The organism is Variovorax sp. PDC80 (assembly GCF_900115375.1).
Lineage (GTDB): Bacteria > Pseudomonadota > Gammaproteobacteria > Burkholderiales > Burkholderiaceae_C > Variovorax.
This window is the reverse complement of sequence record NZ_FOWG01000002.1, coordinates 420,377-432,700: the sequence shown is the minus strand read 5'-3', so window position 1 is coordinate 432,700 and position 12,324 is coordinate 420,377. Positions and strand designations below refer to the sequence as shown.

General features: G+C 71.6%; 13 protein-coding genes. 1 reads left to right on the top strand and 12 read right to left on the bottom strand.

Going from position 1 to position 12,324, the window contains the following annotated elements; translation table 11 throughout:
- Position 1: 1 nt before the first annotated feature.
- The 4 genes from BM109_RS07720 to BM109_RS07705 all read right to left on the bottom strand — a co-directional run bounded on the left by BM109_RS07720 (position 2) and on the right by BM109_RS07705 (position 4,993).
- Positions 2-1,474, bottom strand: a complete 1,473-nt coding sequence (locus BM109_RS07720; protein WP_093341865.1) for a DUF1501 domain-containing protein — start codon at positions 1,472-1,474, stop codon at positions 2-4.
- Positions 1,475-1,517: 43 nt separating this feature from the next.
- A complete protein-coding gene (locus BM109_RS07715; protein ID WP_093341864.1) occupies positions 1,518-3,356 on the bottom strand; it encodes a DUF1800 domain-containing protein in 1,839 nt (612 codons plus the stop codon).
- Between the two features lie 210 nt (positions 3,357-3,566).
- Positions 3,567-3,914 carry a hypothetical protein gene (locus tag BM109_RS07710; protein ID WP_093341863.1) on the bottom strand — a complete coding sequence of 116 codons (348 nt, stop codon included), beginning with the start codon at positions 3,912-3,914 and terminating at the stop codon, positions 3,567-3,569.
- Positions 3,915-4,048: 134 nt separating this feature from the next.
- Positions 4,049-4,993: an adenylate/guanylate cyclase domain-containing protein gene (locus BM109_RS07705; RefSeq protein WP_093341862.1), complete on the bottom strand. Its 945-nt coding sequence runs from the start codon at positions 4,991-4,993 to the stop codon at positions 4,049-4,051.
- 346 nt (positions 4,994-5,339) lie between these two features.
- Here BM109_RS07705 and BM109_RS07700 point away from each other — a divergent pair, with 346 nt between their 5' ends.
- The gene (locus BM109_RS07700) at positions 5,340-5,675 is read left to right on the top strand and encodes a hypothetical protein (protein ID WP_093341860.1); all 336 of its coding nucleotides are present in this window, start codon (positions 5,340-5,342) and stop codon (positions 5,673-5,675) included.
- Between the two features lie 87 nt (positions 5,676-5,762).
- Here the strand turns inward: BM109_RS07700 and BM109_RS07695 are convergent, their stop codons facing one another.
- From BM109_RS07695 to BM109_RS07660, 8 genes are all read right to left on the bottom strand, one after another.
- A complete protein-coding gene (locus tag BM109_RS07695) occupies positions 5,763-6,776 on the bottom strand; it encodes an LD-carboxypeptidase (protein ID WP_093341859.1) in 1,014 nt (337 codons plus the stop codon).
- Positions 6,773-7,879, bottom strand: coding sequence for a tRNA adenosine(34) deaminase TadA (gene tadA / locus BM109_RS07690; RefSeq protein WP_093341856.1), 1,107 nt, complete (start codon positions 7,877-7,879; stop codon positions 6,773-6,775). Before tadA ends, BM109_RS07695 begins: the two co-directional genes overlap by 4 nt.
- Positions 7,869-8,093 (bottom strand): hypothetical protein, encoded by a 225-nt coding sequence (locus BM109_RS07685; protein ID WP_093341854.1) that lies wholly within the window; start codon positions 8,091-8,093, stop codon positions 7,869-7,871. The genes tadA and BM109_RS07685 overlap by 11 nt, the downstream gene beginning before the upstream one ends.
- 1 nt (position 8,094) lies before the next feature.
- Positions 8,095-8,748 carry an FMN-binding negative transcriptional regulator gene (locus tag BM109_RS07680; RefSeq protein WP_093341852.1) on the bottom strand — a complete coding sequence of 218 codons (654 nt, stop codon included), beginning with the start codon at positions 8,746-8,748 and terminating at the stop codon, positions 8,095-8,097.
- A gap of 70 nt (positions 8,749-8,818) precedes the next feature.
- Entirely contained in the window at positions 8,819-9,523 is a 705-nt protein-coding gene (locus BM109_RS07675) for an ankyrin repeat domain-containing protein (protein ID WP_093341850.1), read from the bottom strand.
- Positions 9,520-10,038, bottom strand: a complete 519-nt coding sequence (locus BM109_RS07670) for a GlcG/HbpS family heme-binding protein (protein WP_093341847.1) — start codon at positions 10,036-10,038, stop codon at positions 9,520-9,522. Before BM109_RS07670 ends, BM109_RS07675 begins: the two co-directional genes overlap by 4 nt.
- Before the next feature lie 123 nt (positions 10,039-10,161).
- Positions 10,162-10,791, bottom strand: coding sequence for a response regulator transcription factor (locus tag BM109_RS07665; RefSeq protein WP_093341845.1), 630 nt, complete (start codon positions 10,789-10,791; stop codon positions 10,162-10,164).
- Positions 10,788-12,275, bottom strand: a complete 1,488-nt coding sequence (locus BM109_RS07660; protein ID WP_093341843.1) for a sensor histidine kinase — start codon at positions 12,273-12,275, stop codon at positions 10,788-10,790. Before BM109_RS07660 ends, BM109_RS07665 begins: the two co-directional genes overlap by 4 nt.
- Positions 12,276-12,324: the final 49 nt, after the last annotated feature.

Sequence of the window (12,324 nt, the reverse complement as noted above, 5' to 3'; positions counted from 1 at the left end):
TTCATCCCATGAACCCGATGTCGCGCGGATACGCGATGCCGTTCGCCGTGCGCCCGAAGTTCTTCAGGTTCGGCAGGATCCCGTCGAGCTGGCTGTCGGGCACGCCGAACCAGCGCGCGAGCGTGGCGGCGTACTGGTCGACCGAGGTGGTGGGCAGCAGGCGGCCCTGGCCCACGTGCCACTGGTCGGCATCGGCCGCGGTGTTGCCGATGCTCACGGGCGGCGGCGTGCCGTAGATCGCCCTGCCCTTCACCGCGCCGCCGACCACGAAGTGATGGCCGCCCCAGCCGTGGTCGGAGCCGTCGCTGTTGTACGAGAGCGTGCGGCCGAAGTCGGAGGCCGTGAAGGCCGTGACCTGGTCGCCGAGGCCCAGGGTCGCCATCTGGCGATGGAAGGCGGCCATCGCGTCGGACAGCCGCTGCATCAGGCCGGGCTGGTTGGCGATCAGGCTGTCGTGCAGGTCGAAGCCGCCCATCGAGACGAAGAAGACCTGGCGCTTCACGCCCAGCGAGGCGCGGCCGCGGATCAGGCGCGCGACCATCTTGAGCTGGCTCGCGAGGCCGTTGTTGGCCGGGAAGGCGCCGGCGGGAAAGTCGCTCTGGATCGCCGCCGTGACCTGGCCCTCGGCCTTGACCGCGCGCCGGACCACCTTGCTGTATTCCTCCTCGAGCGTGTGGCCGCGCGACTGCTGCGCGAGCTGCTGCATCGCGGCCTTGACGGTGTCGGAACCGAACAGGTTGCCGGTGTTGGTGCCCACGCTGTAGATGCGCACCGCGCCGCCGGTGCCGACCTGGTACTGCAGCGCCTGGTCGCCCGAGAGGAACACGGCATTGCCCGACACCGACATGCAGGTGAACAGCGCGCCGGTGTTGCCCGACAGCACGAGGTCGCCGATGTTGCCGCCCCAGCCCACGGTCGAGCCCTCGGGCGAGGACGACTGCCAAACCGACTGCTGGTCGTTGTGCGAGAACAGCTTGGGCGGCACCGGCCAGGACTTGCGGTTGCCGCTGTCGTACTGGGCGCGCGTGATCGGCGCGATCAGCGGGCCGACGTTGAGCTGCACCGCCACCTTGCCCTCGTTGTGGAACAGGTCGGCCAGCGCGGTCATCGACGGATGCAGCGCGTACTGGCGCCCGCCCGGCAATGCCTGCGTGGGCGCGAGCAAGGTGGGCAGCAGCTGGGCGCGCGCGATCGCGATGCCGCCGCCCGCATCGCCGTTGCCGCCGCGGATCTGGCTGTACTTGCCGTAGCTGTCGGTGTCGTAGGTGACCACCGTGTTGGCGTAGTCGTTGCCGCCGTAGAGGAAGACGCAGACCAGCGCCTTGTAGTCGTCGCCGGGCGCGGCCTGGGCCGCGGCCTCGCCCATGGTCGCGAGGTTGAGCGCGAACGGCAGCGCGGTGCCGGCCATCGCGAGCTGGCCCGAGCGGCGCAGGAAGGCACGCCGGGTATGGCGCGCGGGATCGATCAGATGCATGGGCGCCGCTCCTGGCTGGCCGTGTTCGTCGGGGTCATGGGGTTCATTTCTGCACCAGGTATTCGGGCGCGCCCATCACCAGCATCACGGCCGCGTAGACGCGGTTGAGCCGGGCGCCCTCGCTGCTGCTGGCGTTGAGCGCGGGCGTGGCGAGCGCATTGGTGATCAGGCTCACGGTGGCGCTCGAGAGCTGGTTGCCGGTCAAGAGCAGGTTGAGCCGCTTCACGAGCGCCGCGGGGTCGAGCGCCAGCGCCTTCTCGGCCGCGTAGGCGGCGCGCACGTCGCCGTTGTCGATGCCGTAGGGCAGCGCGTTCTGCAGGAAGTTGAGGTAGCCGCCCACGCTGGACTCATTGACGATCTGGAACTCGGGCGCCACCAGCTTGCGCTCGGCGATGGCGGTGGCCGGCGGCACGTAGCCGGGCCGGAAGTAGTTGAAGACCGAGGGCGAGCGCAGCGGACTCTGGCCCAGGCCGTAGCTGGCATTGCTCTGGTCGCCGATGCGCCAGGTGCCCTTGGTGGAGCTCACGCCGAAGCTGCGGCCCCATTGCGCCAGCCGCAGCATCGGTTCGCGCAGGCGGCCGAAGTCGGGGTTGGCCAGGCCGGCCGGCGCGCGCGCCTCGTCGTCGATCAGCACGGCGGCGAACACCGCCTTCATGTCGCCGCGCACGCCCGCGCCGTTGTCGGCGAAGGCCGCGGCCACGCGCTTCACGTAGGCCGGGCTCGGGTTGCTCGTGACCAGCCGCTGGATCAGCTGCCGCCCGATGAAGGGGCCAACGTTCGGGTGGTTGAACAGCGTGTCGAGCGCGATCTTGAGCGCGGCGGCGCCGGGCGTGTTGGCGGGCACGGTGGTGCCGAGGAACTTCGCCTCGAGCATCGAGTGGCGACTCGCGACGAGCACCATCGGCCGCGTGGTCCAGTCTCGGGTCTCGACGGTGTAGCTCGCGCCCGGCGGGCGGAAGCCGTTCTCCTCGCCGGGCTTGATGTCGAGGTCGTAGCCGGTGAAGACGCGCGCGAGCTGGGTCACGTCGTTCTGCGTGTAGCTGTCGAGCGGCTGGCCGTCGGCGCCGGTCTTCGGCGTGCCGTCGGCCTCGAGCTGCTGCAGGCCGATGCTCATGAGCTGCATGACCTCGCGCGCATAGTTCTCGTCGGGCTGGCGGCCGCGGTTGTTCTCCTTCTGGTTGCCGCGGGTGTTGAGGTAGAAGCCCATCGCGGGATTGAGCGTCACGGCCTCGAGCAGCTGGCGGAAGTTGCCCGAGACGCCCGCGGCCAGCATGTCCCAGTACTGGGCCATCATGTGCGTCGGCCAGCTCGAGCCGATGTCGTTGGCCGAGACCACGAAGATCTCGCTGAGCGCGAGCGCCATGCGCTTGCGCACCGCGTCGCCCGACAGCATGAGCTGGCGCCAGACGGTGGCGTCGATGTCGGTGGCGTTGTAGGGCTGGCTCTCGACCCATTCCCAGGCGGTCTGGGTACGCGGCGCGCTGAACTGCTGTTCGAGCCAGGGCAGATAGCCGAGGCTGCGCACCGCGGCGATCTCCGGCTCGGAGGCCGAGAACTGCGCCTGCAGCAGGAAGCGCGCGGCTTCGGCGTCGCTCTTGGCCTGCAGGTAGTGGTAGGGGCCGGTGTCGGCCGGTGCGGCCGGATCGGGCTGCGGGTTGCCGCCGCCCGCGCCCGGGAAGATGCCGCCACCCGCGCCACCGCCGCCTCCTCCGCCGCCACAGCCCGCGATCAGCGCCGGCATGGCGAACAGCGCCAGGCCCTTCAGCGCCTTGGCCGATCCCTCGTGGGCGGGCGTGCCGTGGCCGTCCCCGTCCCGCGCCAGCGGCGCATCCCCCGTCTCATGAGCCGCTGCCTGCTGGCCGGCTTCTTCCGTGTCGAACATGACCCTCGCTCCTGCGGCGCCCGCGCGCCGATGGGGGTCAGGAGGCAAGGGTCATGCCCTACCGGTTTCCGTGGATCGAGAGGCAGGAACCGGCGGACTTTCGGCTTAGGAATGTGAACTTGTGTGACTTTTTCGTCGTTCAGGAAACACAATTTGACAATTCCTGTCGCGGATTGTCTTCAGCAAGCGCTCAGGCGGACACGGCGCGCGTCAGTCGTCGTCCCCGTCGTCGTTGGGCGCGCGGTACGGGTAGCCGGGACCGTAGTAGAGCCGACCCGGCGGCGGCGCGATCAGCGGTGCCGGCCGGTAGTACACGGGCGGCGGCGGGCGGTAGTACACCGGCGGGGGCGGCGCGTAGTAGATCGGCGCGGGCTCGTAGTAGACGGGCGGCGGCGCGTAGTACGGCGGCGGATAGCCCACGCCGGGCGTGCCGATCTCGATCGACCAGTGGCCGCGCGCGTTGGCGGCACCGGCCGCGAACAGCGAGGCGAGCGCCACGGCGGCGAGCGCGGCCAGGTGCGGGCCGCGGGACGAGGAAGAAGAAGGCTTGAGGTTCACTGAGGGCTCCCGGTCCAGGCTGGCTGGAAACGACCGCGAACGGCGGTCCGATGCACGAGCAACGCCCGGCCCCCGTGCCCCGTGCACGCCCGGCCACCGCTTCTGGTAGCCAAACGTGACGAGGCGGCAGCCCTTCAGCCGACCGAGCGGCGCGACAGCAGCACGTCGCCGCCCATGGTGTTGAAGGCGATGGTCGGCGCGCTGAAATCGCTGAGCGGCGCGCCGAGTCCGATCTCGCCGCTGCCGTGCAGCACGCATTCCTCGCGCCGCAGCGCGATTTCGCTGCTGGGCCCGGCATTGCCATGGAAGCGCACCCAGGTGCCGTAGGTGCTGATGTCGGTCAGCACGCAACTGCCCTGGCGCAGCTCGATGCGCGCATGCAGGCGCGACACGCGCGGATCGTTGACCACGAACTCGGCGTCGTCGACGCGGCCCAGGTGGATCGGCAACTGCTCGGTGCGGAACATCGAGCGCACGTCGAGCCAGCTCAGCTCGATCTGGCCGAAGTTCGAATCGGCATGGCGGCTCGCCATCAGCGCGGCCGGCACCGTCAGCGAGGCCGTCACGTCCTCCTGCCAGTCGATGCGATGCACCACCGAGAGCTCGCTGCGGCCGCGGATGTTGATCGGGCCGAGGTCGCGGTGATGGACCGAGCCCTCGGGCAGTTGGGCGATCACCGACTCGGTGGCCCAGATCTGGCTCGGCCCCGCGAGATCGCTGAGCCGCGAGGCCAGGTTGACCGCGTCGCCGAAGCAGTCGCCGTCGACCTCGAGCACCTCGCCGCTGGCCACGCCGATCTGCAGTTCCATGCGCAGCGGCGCGGGCCAGGCCAGCAGGCGCTTCTGGTGCTGGCGCTGCAATTCGATCACCGACTGGATCGCGCCCGCGCCTTCGGCGAAGAGCGCGAACACGCCATCGCCCAGCGACTTCACCACCCGGCCGCCATGCTTTTCGCACACCGCCCCGATCCATTGCGTCAGGCGCGTCACCGTCTCGGTGGCCCGGGCATTGCCCATCGCCTCGAAGACCCGGGTGCTCCCGGTCAGGTCCGCAAACACCACAGTGGAGTTGACAACCATGTTCTGAATTCGGCCTCACCGCCGTTGTTTTGAGTTTTCTTATCTCCGACCGGACACGGAGAACGCCGAAATCCGGTCATCCCTGGACGGGTTTGTACCGTCAAATCCTTCACCAAGTCGCACTATTCTGAAGAGGAAGAGTGAGCTGTCGGATAAATACTGTGGGCCATGTAGGAAAAGTCCTGCATTTGCCTTAATACTTTAGAAAACACTCCTCAGTTTTTGCTCGAACTGCTACGTAAAGTGTGTTGTTTTCAAACAAGAAACAATGTTCCACAACTTGTGTCTTGATCATCGCCCGATTAAGGTAACCGCCACCTTTGCTCCTGGTGTTACGTAACTCGCCATGTCGATCATCCGTCGTCTGCTTCGTCTGCTGCACCTTTCGGGTGGTGCCAGTGCGCGCACCAAGGATCTGCAGCTCGGCCGCATCCGCAGCGCGATGCTGTCGCTGCTGCCATCGCACGGCGGCCACTCGGTGCAACGCGTGAGTCAGCGCGTGCGCTTTGCCGCCGATGTCGAAACCCTCTGGTATCTGCGCCAGGACGTGATGACCGCGCTGAGCGCGGTCGACGGCGAAACCGCCGCGCGCCGCAAGATGAAGGGCATCAACAGCATGTTCGAAGGCGGATTGCCGGGCTCGATGGGACCGCGCACGCACCAGCGCATTCCCCACCACTGATGTAACGGACGGCAGGCGGTCGCGAGCTGCCTGTCGTTCGCTTCGAGGCGGCCTCCGGGCCGCCTTTTTTTTGGCGCGCGCGGCGCCTTAGTGCGCGTGGCCGTGGTCGGCGTGGTCGCCGTGCGCGTGGCCGTGATCGTGGCCATGCGCATGCCCGTGCGGCCTGGCGCTGCCGTGCGGGTGATGGCCCCAGACCATGAACACGTCGCGCCCGTCGGCCGCGAGCTCGACCTTCGCGCCCACCGGCAGCAGCACCTTGGTCGGCACGTGGCCGAACGGCAGGCCCGCGATCACCTGCACCTTGCGCAACTGCGCGCGCAGCCGGTCGATCACGGTGTCGAGGCCGAAGCCGCGGTCGTAGCCCGGCACCTTGCGCATGCCGGTGAACTGGCCGAAGACGATGGCGCGCTGGCGGCCGAGCACGCCCGCCATGCGCAGCTGCTCGAGCATGCGCTCGATGCGGTAGGGATGCTCGTTGATGTCCTCGATGAACAGCACGCCCTGGTCGACCGCCGGGAAGTACGGCGTGCCGAGCAGGCTGGTCAGCACGCAGAGGTTGCCGCCCCACAGCACGGCGTCGTGCACGGGCTTGAGCTTGATCCCGGCATCGCGCACCGGCATGCGCCAGCCGGTGCCCTCGCCCTGCCCGCTCGCGAGATCGTCGAAGCAGGCTTCCATGATGTCGTCGGGCCCGGCCTCGGCGCCGAAGTCCTCGCCCACCGCGGGGCCGGCCCAGGTCACGGCACCGGTCTTCGCGAGCAGCGCGTTCTGCAGCGCGGTGAAGTCGCTGAGGCCGACGAACTCGGTGCCGCGCTCGATGGCCTTGGCCACCTTCTTGAACGGCACGCCGTCGAGGATGCGCGTGAGGCCGTAGCCGCCGCGCGCGATCAACGCGATGTCGGCCCCGCTCGCGGCCGCGCGGCCGATGGCCGCGAGGCGGGTCGCGTCGTCGCCGGCGAAGCGCTGGTGGAAGGACAGCGCGGCCTCGTCGACCTCGACCTCGTGGCCCAGGGCCTTGAGGCGCGCCACGCCGCGCCGGAACGCGGCCTTGTCGCGCACCGCGCTGGAGGGGGAATAGATGTAGATGTGCTTGTTGCTCACGGCGTCGAGTATCCCATCGCGGCCCGCGCGGCCCCGGCCAGTGCCAGTGCCTGCGCGCGATCCGGTCCCGAGGACCGGGCCAGCGGGCCGAGGGCGCGCAGCGCGGCCTCGAAGCCGCGGTCGGGGAACGGCGCGCGCCAGGCATCGCGCACGCGCTCGCCGCCCTCGGGCGCGGCCAGCAGCGCCGCGAAGCGGCCCGCGGGCGCGGCCGCATGCAGGGCCGCAGCCAACTCCGCGCCGGCCTGCGAATGCACGAGCACCATCGGCGCGGGCGGCAACCGGGCCAGCCATTCGAGCAGCAGGTCGCGATGCCACTCGAGGCTGTGCGCGGCCTCGCGCTTGGGCTTGTCGCTCTTGCCGAAGCCGATCAGGTCGGGCACCCGCACGCGCAGCCCGGGCAGGCCCACGAGATGGCGGAAGGCGTAGCCCCATTCGCCGGGGCCATGCAGGCACAGGCAGGTCGCCTCGACGGCATCGCCATCGGCCGGCCCTTCGTCGACGTAGTGCAGGCGCCAGCCGCGCTGCGACGGCAGGTCCTGCACGTGGTGCGGCGCGAAGGCGTAGTCCGCCAGCGCCTCGAAGCGCTCGGGCGGCGTGCGCAGCGCATCGTCGCGCAGCGGCTGCGCCTGCTCGCGCGCGGCCGTGCGCCGGCGCTGGAAGAAGTCCTGCAGCAGCGCCGCGCAGTCGGCTGCCAGCACCCCGCCCCGCACCTGCGTGCGGTGGTTGAGCTGGGGCAGCGCGAACAGGTCGAGCACCGAGCCGGCCGCGCCGGTCTTGGGATCGCTGGCGCCATAGACCACGCGCGCGAGCCGCGCATGCAGCATCGCGCCCGCGCACATCGCGCAGGGCTCGAGCGTGACGAACAGCTCGCAGCCCTCGAGCCGGTAGTTGCGCAGCGCCTCGGCCCCGGCGCGCAGCGCATTGATCTCGGCATGGCCGCTCGGGTCGTGCCCGCCCACGGGCGTGTTGCGGCCGGTGGCGATCACGCGGCCGTCCTTCACCAGCACCGCGCCCACGGGCACCTCGCCGGCCTCGGCCGCGCGCCGCGCCTCGGCCAGCGCGAGCGCCATGAAGCCGTCGTCGTTCAAGGGCTCACTCGTCATCGGGCATCTTGCGCTGCGACTGCTGCATCGCGGCGTCGAGGGCCTGCTTGTACTGGTCCTGCACCTGGCGCGCCTGGTCGCGCACCGGGGCGGGCGTCGTGGCATCGCCCCCGGTCGACACCACCGGCGCGGCCGCGCCCGCGAACTGCTTCTTCGCCACCAGCGCGACGATCGCGAGCGCGACCACGAGGCCGATCAGTCCGAGTCCGCGCATCTCAGGCCGCGCCCTTCGGGGGCGCCTCGGCACCGGTCAGCCCGAGGCGCTCCATCCACACCGACAGCGCGCGCTCGTCGCCCGACCCGGCCGCGTAGCGCTCGTGCATCGCCGCATGCGATTCGCGCCGGTGCTGGTTGAGCTTGATCTTGCATTGCAGCGCGGTCACGCGCAGCTCGAAGCCCACGATGCCGGCCAGCATCTTGAGCTGGAATTCCTCGCCGAGGTCGCGCCACTGCTGCGCATAGGCCGGCTCGTGCTCGCCGATCAGGCGCTTGAGCAGCGCGTCCTTGGCCGGTGCGTCCTCGACCAGCCGGGCCTCGACCGTGCAGTGCACCGCGAGGTAGTTCCAGGTCGGCACGCGCGCGAGGTCGGGATAGACCTGCGGCGACAGGTAGGCATGCGGCCCGAGAAAGGTCGCGACCGCGCGCGGCCGCGCCTGCAGGTAGCGCCAGTGCGGATTGGGCTTGGCGCAGTGGCCCCACAGCACCAGTCCGCCGCCCTCGCCCGTCCTCTGCTCGGCCACCAGGGGCAGGTGCGTCACGTACGGCAGGCCGTCGTCGTCGGTCGAGATCAGGCTCGCGAACGGATGGGCGCGCATCAGCTCGAGCGCGACGGCGGGATCCTTGGTGTTGAACTGCGGGGGCATGTACATGGGACGAATCCTTGGGACGGCGAGGCCCGATTGTCCCCGAGCCGCCGGGCGCCCGCGCCCCGCGTTCTGCTCAAGGCGCGCCGGCGGCCCGCAACTGGTCGGCCATCGCCGTGTAGCCGCGCGCCACCGCGAGCTGCAGCGGCGTGCGCCCCTGCCGGTCGGCCAGCGAGAGCCTGGCGCCAGCGCCGATCAGGGCCGCCAGCGTGCGCTGGTGCCGCGCGCCGCCGTCGCCCAGCACCACGGCCTCGATGGTGGCGGTCCAGTGCAGGTTGTTGACGTGGTCGAGCGGCGCGCCGGCCGCGATCAGCTGGCGCACCACCTCGTCGTGGCCCAGGTGCGCGGCCGCGATCAGCGCGGTGCCGTCGTAGCGGCTCGTGACCTGCTTCGCGCTCGCGCCCAGCGACAGCAGCAGCGCCAGCGTGGCCGGATCGTCGGCCACCGCGGCGATGGTCACGGCGTCGTAGCGGTCGTCCTCGAGCAGGTCGAGCGAGGCGCCGGCCTGCGCCAGCAGGCGGATCGCCTCGCGCTGGCGCGCATGCGTGGCCACCTGCAGCGCCGTGCGGCCACGGGCATCGCGCGCATCGAGCGTCGCGCCGCCCGCGACCAGCGTGCGCAGCCGCGGCAGGTCGCCCTGCCAGGCCGCGCGGTGCAGGCCCTCGTAGGCCTTGGCCTCGGCCACGCTGGGCGCGACCTGGGCCATGGCCGCGCCCGGCACGCCCGCGGCCAGCGCGAGCGCCAGGCCGGCGGCGAGCCGAAGCGCGCGCGGCGTCTTCATCCCAGCAGGCCCTTGACCTTCTCGAGCGCGGCGTTCGCGCACTGGTCGTCGAGGTGGCCGCCGGGCGCGCCGCCCACGCCCACGGCACCGATCACCTCGTTGCCCGACTTCACGGGCACGCCGCCGCCCAGCAGCAGGAAGCCCGGCAGGTAGACCAGGTTCGCGGCGCCGGGGTTCTTCTGCGCGTTCTCCATCATGGCCTGCGTGGGGCTCTTGGCCGAGGCCGAGGTCCAGGCCTTGCGCTCGCTCGAGGCCAGCGTGTGCGGACCGGCGTTGTCGGCGCGCTGCACGGCGCGCACGGTGCCGGCGCGATCGACCACGGTGGCGGCCACGTTGTAGCCGTTGGCGGCGCAGGCGGCGACGGCCTCGGCGGCGATCTGGTTGGCCAGCGCGAGCGAGATGTTGCGCTCGGTGCGCACCGCGGCGGGCGCGGCGGTCTGGCCCTGGGCCAGGGTGGAGGCGGCCAGGCCGACGACGGCGGCAGCGAGGGTGGCGAGGCGAAGCGACGAATGCATGAAAGGGGTCTCCAGTGAGTGGCGCCGGCCCGTTGCCGGCGGCTGCGCCACTGTAGGAAAGCCGCGCCGGCGCGGCCATTCGTACGGCTGCGGGCCGCGCTCCGTAGTTCTACGGAGCGCCGCTCAGGCCGCGTCGCCGTCGACCAGCAGCGCGTAGCGCCGGATCAGCTGCGCCAGCGAATCGCTCTCGAGCTTGGCGAACAGGTTCGCGCGGTGCGTCTCCACCGTGCGCGGCGACAGCGCGAGCTCGCGCGCGATCTCCTTGTTGGTGAGGCCGGCGACGATGAAGGCCAGCACCTCGCGCTCGCGCTCCGACAGCTGCGCCACCCGCTCGCGCGCCGCCTGGTCGGCCTGCGAACGCTCGCGCGAGCGCACGTGCTGGCGCACCGCCTGCTGCAGCGCCTCGAGCAGCTGTTCGTCGTCCACCGGCTTCTCGAGGAACTCGGCCGCGCCGGCCTTGAAGGCACGGCGGCACATCTCGACCGTGCCGTGGCCGGTCAGCATGATCACGGGCTGGTCCACGCCCTGCGCCACCAGCCGGTCGAGCACGGTCAGCCCACCGATGCCGGGCATGCGCACGTCGAGCACGATGGCGCCGATGCCGCTGCGGTCGAAGCCCGCGAGAAAAGCCTGCGGATCGGCCCAGGCCTGCACGCGCAGGCCCACGGTGCCGATCAGCAGCGCGAGGCTGTCGCGCACGGCCTGGTCGTCGTCGATCAGGTGCACCAGCGGGGATTGGGGCTGGACGTTCATCGGGCGCTTTCTTCCAGCCGCAGCCGCAGGGTGAAGCGCGCGCCGCGCGGCAGCGCGTGGGCCGCCTCGAGGCTGCCGCCCATGCCGCTGGCCAGCGTCTCGCTGAGGCTCAGGCCCAGCCCCAGGCCGCCTTGGCGCGTGCTGAAGAAGGGTTCGAACAGCCGCGGCAGCGCCTCGGGCGCGATGCCCCGGCCGCTGTCGACGATGGCCAGCGTGCCCTCCTCGCCCTGGCGCGCGAGCTCGACCTCGATGCGCCGTTCGCCCGCGGGCACGCCCTCGAGCGCCTGCAGCGCGTTCATCAGCAGGTTGTGCACGATCTGCTCGAGCGCCACCGGCTCGCCGAGCACGCGCAGCGGCGGCTGGGCCGCGGCATCGAAGCGCACCGCGACACCGCGCTGCTCGAACTCGGGCGCCAGCAGGTGCATCGCATCGCGCACCACCTCGTGCAGCGCCAGCGGGCGCAGCTCGCCGCCGGCCTCGGGCCGCTCGATCACGCGCCGCAGCCGCCCCACCACGCCGGCGGCGCGCCGCGCCTGTTCGACCGCCTGGCCCATGGCGCCGCGCGCGGTGGCGATGTCGGGCGGCTCCTCGTCGAGCAGCCGGCGCGCCGCCTGCGCATTCGCGAGCACGGCCGTCAGCGGCTGGTTGAGTTCGTGCGCGAGGCCGGCCGACAGTTCGCCGAGCGCGTTGAGCCGCGCGACCTGGCCCAGGCGCAGCAGCTCTTCCGCGCGGCGGCGCGCCACGCGCTGGCGCTGCGCGGTCCACAGGCCCGCGACCAGCAGCGCCATCGCCAGCGTCCACAGCGCGATCGCGCGCCAGGGCAGTTCGGACCAGCCCACCTGGCGCTGCGCGACGAGGTCGAAGGGCTGGCTCGGCGAGGCCAGCACCTTGGTGAAGTCGAAGCGCCAGCCGCCCTCGCCGATGCGCCCCGGCTGCAGCACCAGCTGCTGGCCATCGCGCTGCAGGCTCAGCCGCACCGGGCTCTGCTGCGGGTTCATGGGCCAGTCGCGCCAGGGCACCGTGCCCGCGAGGTCGATGGCCAGCGCATAGCTGACCGGGTCGGCGCCGATCGCCAGCAGGTAGCGCCCGTGCGGCAGGTCGAGCGCCGCGTATTCGGCGCGGTGCAGTTCGCGCGAGCGCGCCTCGGCCCGCGCCAGCGCCTCGGCCTGCGGACCCGGCGGCCAGGCCGCGTCGCGCGCGCGCCGCTGCACGCCGAGGATCGACGCGTACACGGCGGGCAGCCGCTGTTCGGGACGGTCGGCCGCACCGCCGCCGCTCGCGGGCTCGAGCAGCGCGAGCGTGGCCAGCACCGCGTCGTACTGCACCACCTGCTGGCTCATCAGGCGGTGCGCGATGCGCGCGTCGGTGTCGAAGGCCTGGTGCAGTCGCTCGATCTCCGCGCGCGCGAGCCAGACCGCGCCGATGGCCGACAGCGCCAGCCAGGCCAGCCACCATCCGCCGCGGGTGCGCAACCACTGTTTCATGGCGCGGATTGTGCCCGGCGGGCAAGCGCCGGCCGGGCGAGAATGCGCG

Excerpts from the sequence above, each read along its gene's own strand:
- BM109_RS07720 (WP_093341865.1), bottom strand. The coding sequence starts at position 1,474 with ATGCATCTGATCGATCCCGCGCGCCATACCCGGCGTGCCTTCCTGCGC.
- BM109_RS07715 (WP_093341864.1), bottom strand. The coding sequence starts at position 3,356 with ATGTTCGACACGGAAGAAGCCGGCCAGCAGGCAGCGGCTCATGAGACG.
- BM109_RS07705 (WP_093341862.1), bottom strand. The coding sequence starts at position 4,993 with ATGGTTGTCAACTCCACTGTGGTGTTTGCGGACCTGACCGGGAGCACC.
- BM109_RS07700 (WP_093341860.1), top strand. The coding sequence starts at position 5,340 with ATGTCGATCATCCGTCGTCTGCTTCGTCTGCTGCACCTTTCGGGTGGT.
- tadA (WP_093341856.1), bottom strand. The coding sequence starts at position 7,879 with ATGACGAGTGAGCCCTTGAACGACGACGGCTTCATGGCGCTCGCGCTG.
- BM109_RS07685 (WP_093341854.1), bottom strand. The coding sequence starts at position 8,093 with ATGCGCGGACTCGGACTGATCGGCCTCGTGGTCGCGCTCGCGATCGTC.
- BM109_RS07680 (WP_093341852.1), bottom strand. The coding sequence starts at position 8,748 with ATGTACATGCCCCCGCAGTTCAACACCAAGGATCCCGCCGTCGCGCTC.
- BM109_RS07675 (WP_093341850.1), bottom strand. The coding sequence starts at position 9,523 with ATGAAGACGCCGCGCGCGCTTCGGCTCGCCGCCGGCCTGGCGCTCGCG.
- BM109_RS07670 (WP_093341847.1), bottom strand. The coding sequence starts at position 10,038 with ATGCATTCGTCGCTTCGCCTCGCCACCCTCGCTGCCGCCGTCGTCGGC.
- BM109_RS07665 (WP_093341845.1), bottom strand. The coding sequence starts at position 10,791 with ATGAACGTCCAGCCCCAATCCCCGCTGGTGCACCTGATCGACGACGAC.
- BM109_RS07660 (WP_093341843.1), bottom strand. The coding sequence starts at position 12,275 with ATGAAACAGTGGTTGCGCACCCGCGGCGGATGGTGGCTGGCCTGGCTG.